We start from the raw sequence: 15008 nt of genomic DNA on the forward strand, positions 1-15008 counted from the left end.
GAATGTTTGAACAATCCATACAATAAGCATTGTGGTCGCTCCGAATATGGCGCGACGGTCGATACCGCGGTGCAGTTCTGAACGATTTCGCGCGCCCGCGAGCGCCGGCCGAAACGGGAGGATTCGCGGGGACTCGCGCTCGCGACATCGCTTGACGGCCCGCGTTCGTGTCGACCGTTGCCCGCGAGCTTCTCCCCCAAGAGCGTAGATTTATACCCCGGCGGTATTCAAGGAGATGTATGCGCGGGTTAGCCAAAACGAGCCGAGAGCCCGGAGCTATGGAACTCGTCGACGTCGAGACACCCGAACCGGCGTCCAACGAGGTCCTCATCGAAGTCGACTACGCCGGACTCTGCGGGAGCGACGCGGGAATCTACAAGTTCAAGTCCGCCTTCGAGCGGATGGAGATGCCGACCATCATCGGCCACGAGTACACCGGCCGCGTGGTCGAACGCGGCGACGAAGCCAGCCGGTTTTCCGTCGGCGAGCGCGTGGTCGAGCGACCGATTCGCGGCTGCGGCGAGTGTTTCCAATGCCAAATCGGTGAGGAGAGCATCTGTCAGGACGCGGTCCTGACCGGCATCGACCTCGATGGGGCGTACGCCGGCTACATCGCCGTCCCCGAGTCGGCGCTCCAGTCGGTCCCGTCGAACGTCGAACCGAAGCACGCGGCGCTCGTCGAGCCGACCGCAATCTGTACGCGCGCGGTCATTCAGAACTCCCGGGTCAAAGCCGGCGACCGAGTGCTCGTCGCCGGTCCCGGTCCCATCGGATTGCTCTGCGCGCAGGTGGCCGCCTCGCAGGGCGCTGAAGTCGTCGTCGCGGGCGTCGGCCGGGACACGAACTACCGACTCCCGCTCGCGGAGGAACTCGGCTACCCCGCGGTCAACATCGAGGAAGACGACCTGACCGCCACCCAGCGCGACCTGACCGGCGGCGTCGGCTTCGACGTCGTCTTCGACACGACCGGCCACCCCTCGGGACTGCCGATGGCGGTCGAGCAGGTCCGCAAGGGCGGCCAAATCGTCCTCGTCGGGCAGACCGGCGAGACCACGATGGAGTTCACGCCGCTCGTCCGCGCGGAGGTCGACCTCCAGTGTACCTACGGCGCGACGTTCGAGGACTTCGAGCGGGCGTTCCGACTCATCGGCTCGGGCGACGTGGACCACGCCACGTTCCTCGACGACCGCTACCGACTCACCGAGTCCGAAGACGCCTTCGAGGCGTTCCTCGCCGGCGAGACCTGCAAGCCGGTGTTCGACGTTTCGGTCCTTCGGGAGTAAGGCGACCGATTCCGTCTCGCTCGCAGTCACCCTCAGCCGTCGTTTCATAGCCGCGGTTCAGTTCTCAGCCACGGCTCGTTTCACACCACAGCTCGTTCACCACTCGCCTGTCTCTGTCCAGAGCGACCGCTTCGCAGTCGGTCGTCAGAAAAGCATGCCGCGAAGTGGGCTATCGGGAATCGTGACACCGCCGGTGCCGCTCGGTTCGACGGGGCGGGGTCACTCCGGCCGGGGGTCCCACTCGCGCTCGACGAGGAAGTCGTCGAGCTTGCCCTTGGGGTCCTCGAAGACGTGCGAACCGTGGAAGACGAGCAGCGTCTCGAAGTCGTACTGGAGCAGGTCGTAGAGGTTGATTTCGGCGGCCTTGTGGTCGTCGTTGAACAGCGCCGGCGGCGGGAGCAGGTAGCCAGCCGGGAGGCCCGCGCGGTCGGCCCCGTCGAGGGCGTCTCCGGAGATGAGGATGTCGCGGTCTTCGAGCAGGAGCGCCGAGGTCGCCTTCGTGTGGCCCGGCACCTCGATGACGCGGATGTTCCCGTCGAGCAGGTCGCCGTCGGTGAACGTCACGTCAGGCTCGTAGTCGATGGCATCGTGGAGCTTCGACTCGTTGGCCGACGCGACGAGTTCGGGGTCGAACGCCTCCATCACCGACGGGAGGCCGCCGTGGTGGCCGTGGTCGCCGTGGGTGATGATGACGCGGTCGACGCCGCCGTACTCCCGCTCCAGAATCTCGACGAGCTCCTCGCCGTCCTCGTCGAAGCCGGTGTCCACGAGCGTCGTCTTCCCCGTCGGCGTGTCCTTCAGGACGAGGACCCGGACGTGTTCGAACTGAATCTGGTCGATACCCTCGGTGACGTTGCTAACACTCATTCCGGTGGAACGGTAGTTCGCAGCGCTGGTTAATTCTATCGATGGGCGCGAAACCCGGCGTTGTCGCCCGCGGACATGTCGGCTTCGCTACCGTACCGTCCGCCCGCCGGGCCACGCTTCAGTGTGCGGTTGTCCAGTCTCGCTGGCGGTCTCCGACGGTGACTGGACGATGGTCTCGACCGTACTTAGCTCTCGTGTCGAAATCGTGACTTTCAGCCCCGAACGGACGGGGAAAGACCAATATGTTTATTACATACGATTGCTTGGTATCATACCACGAGGCAGAACAAATAATGGTGATTCAGAAAGTCGGGGCCGTCCTTGATAGAATCGGCTTGGAGAGCGTTCGTTCAAGTCCGCTGTCAGTCTTCTTCATCCTGTTTTCGGTCGTCGTCATCTTCTTTGCGAGCCAGTTCCCGTCGGGTGACGGCGTCGGGCCGTCGTTCTTCCCGATTGCGGTGTCGGTCGGCATCATCTTCTTCGCCGGCATCGACGTGCTGACGGGGTCCCAGACGGAGCTCGAAATCTCGGAGTTCGACTTCAAGCCCGCGGCCGTCGTCGCGGGGTTCCTCGTCGCGTACGTCCTCGTGATGCCACTCCTCGGGTTCCTCGTGTCGACCATGGTGTTCATGCCGGTCGTCCTCTACTACTCGAGCATCCACTCGAAGCTGCTGCTCGCAGTGCTGTCGATTGGGTTCCCCATCGCGCTGTTCTACATCTTTGGCCGCATCTTCCTCGTTCGCCTCCCTGAGGGTATCATCCCGGTGTCTCGACTGCTGCCGCAGCTCCCACTGGTGGTGACCTTCTGATGGTCGTCGAATACATCGGGCAGGCGCTCGTCAACCTCGCTGACCCGTTTATCCTCCTGTTGATGGTCGGCGGTATCTTCCTCGGCATCCTCATGGGGTCGATTCCGGGGATGACCGCGACGATGACCATCGCGGTCCTGCTCTCGTTTACCTTCACGATGGAGCCGAGTCAGGGGATGATTCTCCTGTTGGGTATCTACGGCGGCGCGGTGTACGCGGGGTCGATTCCGGCGATTCTCATCCGCACGCCGGGTACCCCGTCGGCGGCGGCGACCATCTTCGACGGCCACCCGCTCTCCCAGAAGGGCGAGGCGGGTCGCGCGATTCGCGTGAGCACCATCGCGTCGTTCGTCGGCGGCGTCATCAGCGTCTTCGCGCTGATGTTCTTCTCGCCGGTCATCGCCGACGCCGCCCTCCGGTTCCGCTCGCCGGAGTTCTTCGCGCTCGCCTTCTTCGGACTGACCATCATCGCCAGCGTGAGCGGCGACTCGCTCACCAAGGGCATGGTCTCGGGTCTGCTCGGGATGCTCGTTGCGACGGTCGGCATCGACCCCGTGACCGGCTTCCACCGGTTTACGTTCGACATCCCCGAACTGCTCACCGGCGTCGAGTTCATCGCCGTCATGATTGGCCTCTTCGGCATCGCCGAGGGACTTCGCAAGTACTCTCAGGGCATCAACAGCGGGAACGACCGCGTCGACCAGGAGATAACCGGCGTGTTCCCCTCGCTTTCCGACCTGCGGTCCATCGCGCCGGTCAGCGTCGGGTCGGGCATCCTCGGGTCGTTCATCGGCGCGATTCCCGGCGCGGGCGGCGACATCGCGGCGTTCATCACGTACAACGAGGCCACCCGCTGGCTCAAAGACAGCGTCCCGTCGTTCGGTGAAGGGAACGTTCGCGGCGTCGCGGCCGCCGAGTCCGGGAACAACGCGAGCACCGGCGGCGCACTGATTCCGACGCTGACGCTCGGCATCCCGGGCGACTCCGTCTCCGCCATCCTCATCGGCGCGCTGTTGGTCCACGACGTGAACCCCGGTCCGGGCCTGTACCAAGAGGAGCCGGTCTTGCTGTACACCATCTTCGTCGGGTTCCTCCTCATCTACGTGTTCATCCTCATCTTCGGCATGCTCGGCGCGAACTACTGGGCGCGCCTCATCAACATCCCGAAGTCCCACATCTGGCCCGTCATCCTCGTGCTGTGTGTCATCGGAGCCATCGCGCTCCGCGGCAACGTCTTCGACGCGTGGATTATGCTCGGCGCGGGCGTGTTGGGGTACGCGATGCGGCTACGGGGCTACCCGCTGGCACCGATGGTGCTCGGGCTCATCCTCGCGCCCATCGCGGAGGAGAACCTCCGCCGGTCGCTCGTCCTCTCGGGCGGGTCGCCGACCATCTTCCTCACGAGTCCCATCGCCCTCGTCATCATCCTGCTCGGTCTGGGTGCGATTGCGCTCCCCGCCGTGCGCTCGATTCGCGCGAACGCGTAACGCCGCCACCCTCGACGCTTTTCTCACGCCGCGTTCGTTCCCCGTCTGATTTCTCCCGCGGGTTGCACCCGAACGGCGCACCGCTCGGCGCTCGCGACGCGTGCGGTGCTTCGACAGCAGGCAAGGCGCGCGCCCGAGGCTAACACCGAGACGGCTCACGACGGCTGCCGGAGTGTTGTCGGCTCCCGGTTCCATTCTGTTCACTCCGGTCTCTCACACCCCCACGCGACGGCGTCGATGTCGCGGGCGACCCGCTTGAACTGACCGGCTCCGTTTCGAGGATGTTGAAAGACAGGGGTAATTTTCGTTCTACTCGGAGTGGAATTACAGACATAGCTCCGTAACGAGATTCGGTCGATTTCGGTTTAGTTACGATACTGTTGAAATACATCCGGCTCGACGGTCGAACTCACGTGTCGCGTTGGCTGTCGAAACCGCGAACCGAAACCGCGAATCGCGCCGACGCGGCGCTCGGTGGTCGCTCCGAATGGGATTCGGCGAAACGATATTATATCCCACCGTGGTACACGCTGGTATGGTCGTTGTTGCAGCAGTCGACCGGTCAGGTCGATCAGCACACGTTGTCTCGGAAGCCGCATCGCTGGCGGCGGCGTTCGACGAAGCGGTCCACGTCGTCCACGCGCTGACCCGCTCGGAGTTCATCGACCTCGGGCTGACGAGCGCGCAGGCCGAGGAGCCGAAGGATATGGACGAGATTCGGTCGGCCGCCGCCGAGATGGCCGAAGACTCCGTGTCGGGACTGGACGTTCCGTACGAGACGGTGGGACTCGTCGGCAACCCGGCCGACGAAGTCATCGAGTACGCCGACGGACAGGACGCGAGCTACATCGTGGTGAGTCCGCGACGCCGCTCGCGCACCGGAAAGATGCTGTTCGGAAGCGTCGCTCAGTCGATTCTCCTGAACGCGTCGTGCCCGGTCGTTTCGACCCTCGCAGACGAGGAGTAGCGCCCGTCGGGGCGCGAGTCTGCCCGGAGCGCCGCCGCGCAGGTTCGTCGGCTCGGCTTCGGACCGCCGCGTTACACGCGCGTGAGAACGCGCGTCTCCCTTTTTATCGCGACTCGCCGTAGTCTCGACCGCGCATGACAGTGACAGCAGTCGCAGACGGAGTGTACACGATACAGTTCGACCACGTCCGAGTGTTCGTCATCGAAGACCGACCGGCCGGAACGACCACGCTCGTCGACGCGGCATTCCCCGACGACGGCGACGAATTAGTGTCCGTGCTGGAGTCGGAGTTCGGCGGCGTCGACCGACTCGTCATCACCCACGGCGACGAGGGTCACTTCGGCGGGACGCCCGCCGTGTTGGATGCGTTCGACCCCGAACTGCTCGTCCCCGGCGGCGCGAAGGGCTTCTACGACGCGCTCGACATCGAGGCCGACCGCCACTTCCGCCACGACGACGTGCTCGACGGCGGGATTCGAATCGTGCAGGTGCCGGGCCACACGGTCGCAAACAGCGGCCTGCTGTTGGAGGACGACGGCGTGTTCATCGCCGGCGACGTGGTCGAGGGGTCGGACCGCCGCGGTCTCCCGCCGGGATTCCTCGTCCCGCCGGCGGCGCAGTTCAACGACCTGAGCCACGAGGAAGCCGAGCGGAACCTCGTCAAACTGTTCGACTACGACATCGAGACGGTGCTCGTGAGCCACGGCACGCACGTCGACGACGACCCGCTCGGGAAGTTGGACGACTGGCTCATCGACCGCCAGTGGACGCTGTCGTACTGAGTCGCTTCGAGTCGGCCGGAGGCGCACCCGACCGACACGGCCGCGGAGTCGCTCCACACCCGAGTCAGAACAACGATTACCAAATTCCTTTGATATAGTGAAAATTGATAAATTTGAGTCGGGGGAATCGACTCTGTCGGAGGGGTAAAAAGAGAAAAAACGACACATAGCCCACAAAACGCCGATATTCGGCTGACTGAATTTCGATACGCCATCAATGCGGAAGAAACTAGCATCCTCCTATTGAACCCGCGATAATGGGCTATTACTGGCTTCTTATGGATGTTTCACGGCCGGTCTGTGTCTGTTCGGTTCTTTCCTTTTGAATAGTCTATTTGCATATACTTTTTGGGATTAGTCAGACCATTGATTGTCAACGTATGGCCTCGGTAGACCGGTCTCCATCGGGGTGCGCGACGACCCGAGCCGATGGGGTTCAGTTCGGGCGCGCGGCAACCGTCAGGTCCGTCCGCGACCGCGGCGTGGCGATGCGAACGTCCACGAGGACGGCGACGACGGTCGTCTCGCCCGCGCGCTCTTGGACCACGACGCCGTCGTCGGCGACGCAGGGCCCGAACTCCCGAGACGGACCGTCGGGGCAGTTCCTGAGCGCCCACCCGGAGGCCGCCGAGTCGTTCGTCGTCAACGCTACGCCGCCGGGGCGCGCGCGTTCGACGTTCGTCAGCGCGGGGTTGAGCCGCGACCGAAAGTCCGCGACTGCGGCGTCTCGCTCCGCCCAGTCGTATCGTCCCGCGACGCCCGCGGTCGCCAGTTCGACGGCGTCTTCGGTCGTCTCGGCTGCGCTGGCGTTGGTGACGAACGTCCTATGGGTCGAGAGCATCAAGTGTTGGGCGAAGCCGTCGAATACGTGGACGTTGAAGCAACCTCTCTTTCGACTGGATTACACCCCTTGCACATGCCCGCAACAACATCCCCTCCAGCCAAGATGTCGACCCAACAAACCCAGCCATCGTAATACCCTACACAAAGTCGGCAATTGCCGGCCACTAGTGCGAGTGGAGCAACGCGTGAGAGACGTGTGCTGGCGAGCGAACACGGGGAGAACGGGGTTGTCGTGAGGTGATAGACAAGGAGATGTCGCGACGAGTCAGTCGGGTGAACGCGACGCAACAGGTCCGAATAACTACTCCCGAAAACAGGCGATACACCCCCCGTACGATGGATTGTATCCGGGATCAAGGAAACTCACCAATCGTGAACAGTGGCACCCAGACGAGTGTGAGCACCAGCGAACGGCACTAGTATCCAATCCAAACACGTCCCGAGAGTGGTCGAAGATGAGGTATCCGAGCAAAACGGGTTGTTGGTGTGGGTGAATTGAATGACTCGATGCCGGTTCGCTACACCCCCACGCTGGTTACAACCGAGTACACCCTTACGGGAGCAGGCCGTCCATGTACATCCCTGGAAACTGTGGGTGTAGCGCGTGCGTCCCGGTTTCTCCTCGCTATCACGGGTGTAGAATCGCACCTGAGTATTCCCCTCGTGAATGTGCGACTCGCCAGGCGGTGGAAGCACGGGTGCGTGCGGTGGCAGCAGACGAGAATCGTGGTGGGTGGTCGGTGTTTTGCTGGTTGCGGTTGTGATGGGTGGAGAAGCGGGTCGCGAGGCTGTTCGCTGTGTTCGTGTGTGACTTCGAACGCCCCCGCGGCGACGACTCGAAGACCTCCGTGCGCGCCTCGGCCTTCGGCCTGCGGTGCTACAGTCGGCCGTCTTCGTCCTCGCCGCGACCCCGTTCACTCCCACCCGGTAACTGGTCGGTAGCCGTCACGTCTGTGGTCAGCTCGTGGGGGCGCACCGAGGTGTTTTATCGCGCGCCTGCACCCCTGCAGGCGCGTGTTCTGGCCTGTGTTGATTCACGATGTGTGTCCACTGCGAGACGGAGACGACTGTCGATAGCGCGACCGAACAACAGATGACACTCGAACTGTTTGCGTGGCTTCGCCTCTACGCGGACGAAGGTGTCGCCCCCGCGCAACTCGTCCAGTTGTTGTTGCAGACGGCCGTCGTCGTCGACGAACTCGATGGCGTGCCGCGGACCCCACCGGGCCGGAATACGACGGCGTACACGCAACTGCTGGCGCGGACAGAACAGGTGCACGAACGGTTGGATATCAGTGACGTGAACAAGTAGGGCCGAAATCCCCTCACATCACTTCGAACTTGTTCCGCGGTCGACGACGACTCGCCGAGTCTGTTTGGCGTCGATCCCAAACAGGAGTCCAGCAAGGAAGAGCAGTTCATTCCCCTGGTAGTACTGTGTCGCGATATAATTGATGAGGCCGATATCTGGCGCGGCCACGCCGAAGACGACTAACAGAAGTGCAACGATGGCTGCGAGTCCGGCCACTGTTCGAACCACCACCCCCGAGACGAAGCCGACGAGGAACACGACGACTGCAGTAAGTAGACTCATCGTGTCTCTCAGACGTGATGCAGAAGTAAAGTCGTCGTGGCCCAACATCTTCACCGCGAGTTGAGGAACTCACTCAGACAGCTTTTGTCTCGAAACTCCGGAATCGAGAGGAAGAACTTGTGTTCCGACCAGAGTTCGTCGAAAGCGATTCGGTCAGTTCCCTGTGTTTCGGCGACCCGTTTGAACGCCGCTTGCATGTCGTCGACGGCGATTCGTGTTGATGGGTTGCTCCCCGAATTAGGGTTGAAAACTGCGGCGACCGTCGTTCGGTCTGTGCGACTCCCATTGCTCTCGTGGATACACTTCGGGTCGATGAGTGCTCTCGTGACGTGTGTATCAAGCGGGACGCGGAGATCCTCCACCCACGAGTCCCGGAATTCGAACGCGTGAACGACTTTTCGGAGATACTCGTTCGCAATCTTCTGACCAACATCATCAATTGCAGTCAGTAACTTGTATGCCTCATCGTGCGTTTCCGCTGCACGAAACGCGCCAGCATCGAACCGCTCTTGGGCGGCAGTCAATCGGGGAGTGCCAATGGAACCTGCTCGTTGCCGGACCGTAATCGCAAACACACGGTCGAGGTCGCCAGCAATCGTCTCGGGTTAATTTCGTAGATGGTCTCGTACTTCTGGCGAGTGAAGTGGACGTGTCGGCCGACGCCGTCGTGTGCAGCGGTCGGAAGCGCTTCGAGGACGGCCCCCAATCGCTCCTCATCAATTTCGAGTCCCATACGAACACTTCACACCGAAGCTATGTGACGATATTGCTGGCTGTCACGTCGGGTCTCTCCAAGCAGTTCATCGACGACGTGACCGAGTAGTGGGCGTCTCCCAAGCGTCGCTCCCAAAGTGAACAGCGACGCGCGTCCGTACGCTTGGGGGCGACTGCTCGGGTTGTGCGCGCTCCGGCGGGCAGACCGTTCCTGCCGGGCCCGGGCGTTTCGCGCTGCCGTTGCGTCTGCGACGGACGGGTCACGGTCGCGGGGCCGGGTCGGGCCGGGTGCAGCCACCCGATACCGGTCAGCCCCGAGGGCGGGCCTGCGAGCGCTCGGCCCCCGTCCGGGCCGTGACCGAGACCGGGCTGGCTGCATCTTCACCAGCCGTTGGGTCGGCGCTCCCTCGATGCGGTCGCGCCGCCGGCCGGCTGGTTCAGACGTGGCCGCTTGCGCGGTCCGGGCGGGCTGCTCGCCGTTCGGGCGATTGCCCTCACCCCTCGTTCGTCCGGGCTGCGGTGGCTACTGGGGGTCGCCGTGCTCACCCCCAGTATGCCACGGTCCGGGGCTCACTCAGGGCTGGCTGTGCGGCCTGCCGGGCGTGCGCTCAAACTCGGCCGCGACGAGCTGTGGGTCCGCGGGCATCCAGCCCGCACCGGGCTGCCGCACGAGGCGTTTCCGTTGCGTCTGCGACGGACGGGACAGGCTCGTGCGGGTCCGGGCGCGGTGCTGGTCCGGCGGGTCCTCGCTCTCTGCGGCCTCGCTGTGGCCGTATGCGACGCCGTTCAGGACTGTCAACCCCCCGCTTGCCGTCTCGTCGTCCCGGTTCAGCCGTTGCGTCTCCGACGGACGGCCTGCACGGGGTCGACGACCCGCGGGTCGGTGGATTGACTGCCCTGACCGCGCGCTCACCTCGAGGTTCACCCCCGTACTCGTCTGTGGGGGACACCTGTTGGCGACGCGCCGCGCCGGACAAGCCGGCGAAGGCGCGGCGGCGTCGCCGTGAGACGATTGGTGTCGGTCAGTCTGTGAGAAAGCTGCGGCTGGAGAGTCGTGGTGTCGGAAGAAGACGCCGAGTGAGCGCCTTTCAGAGAACTACAATGAGTAGTAAGAAACAGTTCCGTAATGAAGTTTCGCACAGCAATCACCCCTCGACAGTCGACGACGACGTGGTTGGTGAGACGCCAGCGCTCCATCCCACGGTTGAACTCGAGATTCAAGCCAAAGTTGACCTGAACAATCCTGAAGCGGTTAGTCGGGGACTGACCCTCGCGGAAGAAGAGCGGCTGGCTGCGCGTGAGTGGGAGATCGAACAGACGCGTGCACGGTGGGACCGGAGACAGACGTCGAGTCGAGAAGCACGGACGGCGACGGCGGTCGAACAGTCGAGTATCGAGGCAACGCGTGCGTTCAAGAAGCGTGCGGGGTGTGTGAATCGGTGGGCCGACCCCGAGGAGGTGGATCCGCGTGAGCAACTGACGGCTGAACAGTTGGGCGTTGTGAACAGGGAGGCGGCACGGATGCAGTCGAAACTCGATGCGTGGTCGCGGGCGGCAATCAGCCGGCGGCTGGCCGAAGTAGTCGCAGACGGGAACTCGATGATGAGCGCGGTCGTGGGTGTGTTCGAGGAGTTGCAACAGGCACCCGGGACGGTGATTCCGATTGCGGCGGTCAGTGAGGTCAGTCGTCGTGAAGTGTCGATTGAAGGTACGATTACGCAGTTGTGGGAGTCGTCGAGCGCGGCGATTCAACAAGTGGGACTCATCGAGGACGAAACTGGAACGACGAAATTCACCATTTGGGCCAAGTCGAGAAAACCGGCTGTGAGAGAAGGCGAGCGGGTGACGCTGCGGAACGTCGCAAAGAGCTGGTACGGTGGACGCGTGTCGGTGGCTGTGACGGGGTGGTCCGACATCAGCTTCCCAGCGCGCGAGGCGTGGTGGGCTGAGTAGGCGTCGCCGGCGGGTGTGTTCTTTTTTTACGTATCCACCAGCCCAGACCCCACCTCCCCATCCACCGCTCCGTGCTCGCACCTGCGGTGCTGCGCGCGCAGCCACGACCTCAAAAACAGGAATAGGTCTCTCCGCTCATTGGGAGGCAACCAGTACAGAACCGACTCATCAACTACCCTACAACTTAGTCAATTGCTGACAGTAGCAGCGGCCATGGCACGGGAAATGATGTGCAGTTCTTGCGGAAACGTCCAGTCATACGACAACATTGCAACGGCTCCGGATCGATGCCCGAATTGTAACCAGCCGTGGCAGCCTAACTACTAATTCGACTTTTCCAATCCAGAGTTGGTGACCTCGCTACTAGGGTAAGGTTCGCCTCAGAATGGCCATCAAGTGATTCAACTCTCAAACACCAGTTAACCAACTCAGATAGTAAAATCATGATTAGTAAAATCGTGATTAAGATACACCAGACGCGTCTCTCGGACAGCCGTTAACCACGGCCATTCGCGCTCCGAATTTTATCTGCCCCCTTCGGGTGCGGGGCGGCAACTCGCCCTGCTGATTCGAAATGTCACAGCCAGACACAGCCACGCAGACAGCGACGTTCAGCGACGCACCCACCCGTACCGACGAGATGCTCGACGCGCTCGACGACTGGATTGCCGACCTTCTCGCCGAGACGACCACCGCACACGCAAGCGACGCGTTCCAGCGGTGGCTCGACGTCCAGAGCCAGTTTCACGATTACTCCGCGCGGAACGCTCTCCTGATCTCGCTGCAATGTCCGGATGCGACGCACGTCGCGGGCTACCGAACGTGGCAAACGGAGTTCGACAGACAGGTTTCGGAAGGTGAGTCGGCGATTTGGATCTGGGCTCCAATCACAGCCAAAGTCTGTCCGGCCTGTGGCAAACCAAAGTCCAGCCACAACGACGACTGTGAGAGTGACGGTGTCCCGTACACCGACTGGTCGAGTCAACTAAGGTCGTTCAAGCCGGTCCCCGTGTTCGACGTGTCACAGACGACGGGCGAGTCGCTTCCGTCGTTGGAGACTGCCACGTACGGTGACGCGAGCGGACTCGTTCCCATACTCTGTGCCGCGGCGGAGTCGCTCGGGGTGGACGTGTCACTCGTGTCTCCGAGTGAGTGGGTCCACGGTGCGGCGCGCGGTGTGTGTGAATTCTCGCAGGGACACCGACCAAGCGTCGCAGTCAGACAGCGACCGAACGAGGCGGATATGGCGACGACGCTCGTCCACGAGGTCGCTCATGGGCTGTTGCACGCAGACCGGACGATCCTCCCAGAGCGGTCGCTGCGCGAAGTCGAAGCGGAAGCAGTCGCGTATCTCGTCGGTCGGCAGTTCGGGTTGGATGTGTGTAATTCAGCGTTCTACCTCGCTGCGTGGGCGGGCGAGGACGCCGATTCGGTTCTCGAACGGCTCAATCGGATTCGGTCGGTGACGGTGTCGATACTCGGGGCGATTGATGATGCAGTTGGGGGGAACCAACGAGTACGGTAGTATGGAGACACGGGTAACTCCCGAAGAACCGCACAGGTTCCAGTTGCACTCTACTCGAAGCGTACGACGACAAGCGCGGTCGTGAACGCGTTGCGCTCCGCGAAGAAGCGCCGTCGACGTACGATGCGGGGTTCTACGAGACGGCGCTGATTCGGGCGGCGACGAGTGTATTGGCCCCGTGTGGTTGGACCCAGGCGCGAATCGAACGAGCGCTCGCGGAGACAACCGAGACGTCGCTTGGCCGGTAGGCGTGAGCGACCGCCGAGACGTTTTATCGCCCCCACACAGGGTGCGGGGGCTCATCACGAGCGTTCGCCGTTCTAATGACAACGCAACGACCACCCAGCAGACAGTCAGCAGCGTCAACGACTCACCGCGGCCACAACCTCGTCCGTGTGACCGAGTGGCTGCCAGGAAGCAAGCCAACTGACTACGATATCGAACTCTCCGATGGCGACGGCTATCGAACGCGGTTTTGGCGCTGTCGGAACTGCGGTCACGAGCGAAACCGGCGCGACGAGTTCCGCGAACCGTGTCGTTCGATACCCGGCCGCCCGCTCGTGAGCGACGGGGGCTACGCAGTCGAAGACTCACGGACGTGGAAAGCACTCACCGAAGCGATGACTATTCGGTTCGGGACCGTCGGCCCGCGCTACGACGTCGAGTCATCGAGCGGGAACACCTACGAGGTCGATATCGCAGCGGGGACGTGTAGCTGTCCGGACCACCAGAAACGCGGTGTCGAGTGCAAGCACCTGAGACGGGTGTTATTCGAACTCCGGACGCGTATCCTGCCTCAGCCGGACGGGCGCTTCGCGCGGTGTGCGGCGGAGTCGCGACGAGAGACGAGTGCGTTCGGGCCCTCGCGGTGAGTTTTATCACCCCCTGAGGGGTGCGGGGGAACTTCCCTCGTACTTCCAATGGCACCGAATCATACCGAACACGACAGCGGCATCGCCGAGCGAACACCGACCGGACACGAGATTCTCGTCGTCACCGAGTGGGACGACGACGGAGCACCGTCACTCGAAACACTCACGCAGTTCGACCAGGGTCGGCGGCGCATCTGGCGCTGTGTCCAGTGCGGAGACGAACGGAACGAGCCGTCCGGGTTTGAGCAGGGCTGTCCGAACCAGCCGGTGTAGGTCGCAGTCGACGCGACGACACCCGACGCGCTAGCAGCCAATTTTATTTACCCTGAGGGGTGCGGGGTGGCGAATCAGGCCACTTCACGACCGACACTCATGTCTCTGAGAGAAATCTACGACCGAACCTTCGACGAATCGTGCGGGAAATCCATCGACGCCAGCGAGTGTCCCGAATGTGACGGACGGCTGAGGACGGATGGCGGTGAAACAGCTTGCGAGGGGTGTGGACTCATCGTCGACCAGTACTATTTCGACCACACGCACGGACCGCGCGTGTTCGAAGAGGACCCACATTCAGTTCCACGGACGGGTGGGAAACTCACCCCGACGCGGCACGACAGAGGCGTTTCAGCGGAAATCGGCTACAACCGTGATGCGAACGGACGGACGGTGTCAGGAAAGAAGCGACGCCAACTCCACCGGCTTCGGCGCGAGCATCGGCGGGCACGCTTCGAGTCGAAAGCGGAGCGGAATCTCTCGACGGCGCTCGGTGAGATTAGCCGGATGGGGAGCGCACTCGACCTCTCGTGGAGTCTTATCGAAGAGGCGAGTCAGCTCTACCGACGTGCTCAGGACGCAGACCTCATCCGAGGGCGGTCTGTCGAGATGATTGCCGCGGGGAGCCTTTATGCGACGTGCCGTCGTCGTGGTCTGCCGCGCCCACGTGATGAAATCGCGAGTGTCGCGCGCTGTTCGTGTGACCAGGTCCAGACGGGCTACCGGGCGCTCAACAGCGAGTTAGGAATCGATGCGCAGGTCGTCACCGCTCGAACGTACGTTACTCGGCTCGGGTCGGACAGCGGACTCTCCTCGCAGGTGCAATCGCGGGCGTACGAACTCGCGACAACTGCCGACGAGGATGGGATTACGAACGGGCGGAATCCGGCTGGCGTCGCCGCGGCGTGTCTCTATCTCGCGGGAACGGAACACGATGTCGCCCCGACACAAACCGAACTCGCCGCACTCGCGGACGTGTCGGTCCCAACGCTCAGAGCACGCTATGTCGAACTCACCGAACTGGCGTGAGAAACGGCGG

General features: G+C 62.8%; 14 protein-coding genes and 1 pseudogene. 11 read left to right on the plus strand and 4 right to left on the minus strand.

The genetic code is table 11. The annotated features are described in order from the left end of the window. Positions 1 to 239 precede the first annotated feature (239 nt). A complete protein-coding gene (locus DVK03_RS03160) occupies positions 240 to 1283 on the plus strand; it encodes a zinc-binding dehydrogenase (protein ID WP_115802207.1) in 1044 nt (347 codons plus the stop codon). Positions 1284 to 1502: 219 nt separating this feature from the next. On the opposite strand, the gene DVK03_RS03165 is transcribed toward DVK03_RS03160, so the two are convergent. Beyond that, entirely contained in the window at positions 1503 to 2150 is a 648-nt protein-coding gene (locus DVK03_RS03165) for an MBL fold metallo-hydrolase (RefSeq protein ID WP_006600665.1), read from the minus strand. A 293-nt stretch (positions 2151 to 2443) separates the two neighbouring features. Here DVK03_RS03165 and DVK03_RS03170 point away from each other — a divergent pair, with 293 nt between their 5' ends. From DVK03_RS03170 to DVK03_RS03185, 4 genes are all read left to right on the plus strand, one after another. After that, complete coding sequence (locus tag DVK03_RS03170; RefSeq protein ID WP_115802208.1) at positions 2444 to 2959, plus strand: tripartite tricarboxylate transporter TctB family protein; 516 nt, start codon at positions 2444 to 2446, stop codon at positions 2957 to 2959. Then, on the plus strand, positions 2959 to 4446 hold the full coding sequence (locus tag DVK03_RS03175) for a tripartite tricarboxylate transporter permease (RefSeq protein WP_006600663.1): 1488 nt from the start codon (positions 2959 to 2961) through the stop codon (positions 4444 to 4446). Before DVK03_RS03170 ends, DVK03_RS03175 begins: the two co-directional genes overlap by 1 nt. 535 nt (positions 4447 to 4981) lie before the next feature. Beyond that, a complete protein-coding gene (locus tag DVK03_RS03180; RefSeq protein ID WP_004044322.1) occupies positions 4982 to 5413 on the plus strand; it encodes a universal stress protein in 432 nt (143 codons plus the stop codon). Positions 5414 to 5547: 134 nt separating this feature from the next. Continuing rightward, positions 5548 to 6195, plus strand: a complete 648-nt coding sequence (locus DVK03_RS03185) for an MBL fold metallo-hydrolase (RefSeq protein WP_049896133.1) — start codon at positions 5548 to 5550, stop codon at positions 6193 to 6195. 436 nt (positions 6196 to 6631) lie between these two features. On the opposite strand, the pseudogene DVK03_RS03190 reads toward DVK03_RS03185, so the two are convergent. Further along, a pseudogene (locus DVK03_RS03190) lies at positions 6632 to 6991 on the minus strand (hypothetical protein); the annotation flags it as partial. A 1140-nt stretch (positions 6992 to 8131) separates the two neighbouring features. Between DVK03_RS03190 and DVK03_RS03195 the strand changes: the two are divergent. Continuing rightward, positions 8132 to 8350 (plus strand): hypothetical protein, encoded by a 219-nt coding sequence (locus tag DVK03_RS03195; RefSeq protein WP_115802713.1) that lies wholly within the window; start codon positions 8132 to 8134, stop codon positions 8348 to 8350. Between the two features lie 18 nt (positions 8351 to 8368). Here DVK03_RS03195 and DVK03_RS03200 read toward each other — a convergent pair whose 3' ends face one another. Continuing rightward, positions 8369 to 8632, minus strand: a complete 264-nt coding sequence (locus DVK03_RS03200; RefSeq protein WP_049896150.1) for a hypothetical protein — start codon at positions 8630 to 8632, stop codon at positions 8369 to 8371. Between the two features lie 50 nt (positions 8633 to 8682). Continuing rightward, on the minus strand, positions 8683 to 9156 hold the full coding sequence (locus DVK03_RS03205; RefSeq protein ID WP_223173878.1) for a hypothetical protein: 474 nt from the start codon (positions 9154 to 9156) through the stop codon (positions 8683 to 8685). A 1291-nt stretch (positions 9157 to 10447) separates the two neighbouring features. On the opposite strand from DVK03_RS03205, the gene DVK03_RS03215 reads away from it, so the two are divergent. The 5 genes from DVK03_RS03215 (at position 10448) to DVK03_RS03240 (ending at position 14998) form a co-directional block, all read left to right on the plus strand. Next, entirely contained in the window at positions 10448 to 11299 is an 852-nt protein-coding gene (locus DVK03_RS03215) for a DNA-binding protein (protein ID WP_115802211.1), read from the plus strand. Between the two features lie 640 nt (positions 11300 to 11939). After that, on the plus strand, positions 11940 to 12824 hold the full coding sequence (locus DVK03_RS03220) for a DUF955 domain-containing protein (RefSeq protein WP_115802212.1): 885 nt from the start codon (positions 11940 to 11942) through the stop codon (positions 12822 to 12824). Between the two features lie 620 nt (positions 12825 to 13444). Beyond that, positions 13445 to 13696 (plus strand): SWIM zinc finger family protein, encoded by a 252-nt coding sequence (locus tag DVK03_RS20225; protein WP_223173879.1) that lies wholly within the window; start codon positions 13445 to 13447, stop codon positions 13694 to 13696. A 48-nt stretch (positions 13697 to 13744) separates the two neighbouring features. Beyond that, entirely contained in the window at positions 13745 to 13969 is a 225-nt protein-coding gene (locus DVK03_RS03235) for a hypothetical protein (RefSeq protein ID WP_006600654.1), read from the plus strand. A gap of 99 nt (positions 13970 to 14068) precedes the next feature. Continuing rightward, entirely contained in the window at positions 14069 to 14998 is a 930-nt protein-coding gene (locus DVK03_RS03240) for a transcription initiation factor IIB family protein (protein ID WP_049896132.1), read from the plus strand. The last annotated feature ends 10 nt before the right edge of the window (positions 14999 to 15008 follow it).

The sequence above is a fragment of the Haloferax sp. Atlit-109R genome (genome assembly GCF_003665865.1).
Classification (GTDB): Archaea; Halobacteriota; Halobacteria; order Halobacteriales; family Haloferacaceae; genus Haloferax; species Haloferax volcanii.

What these genes read in the sequence shown, in the direction of transcription:
- DVK03_RS03160 (WP_115802207.1), top strand. Translation starts at nt 240, where the DNA reads ATGCGCGGGTTAGCCAAAACGAGCCGAGAGCCCGGAGCTATGGAACTC.
- DVK03_RS03165 (WP_006600665.1), bottom strand. Translation starts at nt 2,150, where the DNA reads ATGAGTGTTAGCAACGTCACCGAGGGTATCGACCAGATTCAGTTCGAA.
- DVK03_RS03170 (WP_115802208.1), top strand. Translation starts at nt 2,444, where the DNA reads ATGGTGATTCAGAAAGTCGGGGCCGTCCTTGATAGAATCGGCTTGGAG.
- DVK03_RS03175 (WP_006600663.1), top strand. Translation starts at nt 2,959, where the DNA reads ATGGTCGTCGAATACATCGGGCAGGCGCTCGTCAACCTCGCTGACCCG.
- DVK03_RS03180 (WP_004044322.1), top strand. Translation starts at nt 4,982, where the DNA reads ATGGTCGTTGTTGCAGCAGTCGACCGGTCAGGTCGATCAGCACACGTT.
- DVK03_RS03185 (WP_049896133.1), top strand. Translation starts at nt 5,548, where the DNA reads ATGACAGTGACAGCAGTCGCAGACGGAGTGTACACGATACAGTTCGAC.
- DVK03_RS03195 (WP_115802713.1), top strand. Translation starts at nt 8,132, where the DNA reads ATGACACTCGAACTGTTTGCGTGGCTTCGCCTCTACGCGGACGAAGGT.
- DVK03_RS03200 (WP_049896150.1), bottom strand. Translation starts at nt 8,632, where the DNA reads ATGAGTCTACTTACTGCAGTCGTCGTGTTCCTCGTCGGCTTCGTCTCG.
- DVK03_RS03215 (WP_115802211.1), top strand. Translation starts at nt 10,448, where the DNA reads ATGAGTAGTAAGAAACAGTTCCGTAATGAAGTTTCGCACAGCAATCAC.
- DVK03_RS03220 (WP_115802212.1), top strand. Translation starts at nt 11,940, where the DNA reads ATGCTCGACGCGCTCGACGACTGGATTGCCGACCTTCTCGCCGAGACG.
- DVK03_RS20225 (WP_223173879.1), top strand. Translation starts at nt 13,445, where the DNA reads ATGACTATTCGGTTCGGGACCGTCGGCCCGCGCTACGACGTCGAGTCA.
- DVK03_RS03235 (WP_006600654.1), top strand. Translation starts at nt 13,745, where the DNA reads ATGGCACCGAATCATACCGAACACGACAGCGGCATCGCCGAGCGAACA.
- DVK03_RS03240 (WP_049896132.1), top strand. Translation starts at nt 14,069, where the DNA reads ATGTCTCTGAGAGAAATCTACGACCGAACCTTCGACGAATCGTGCGGG.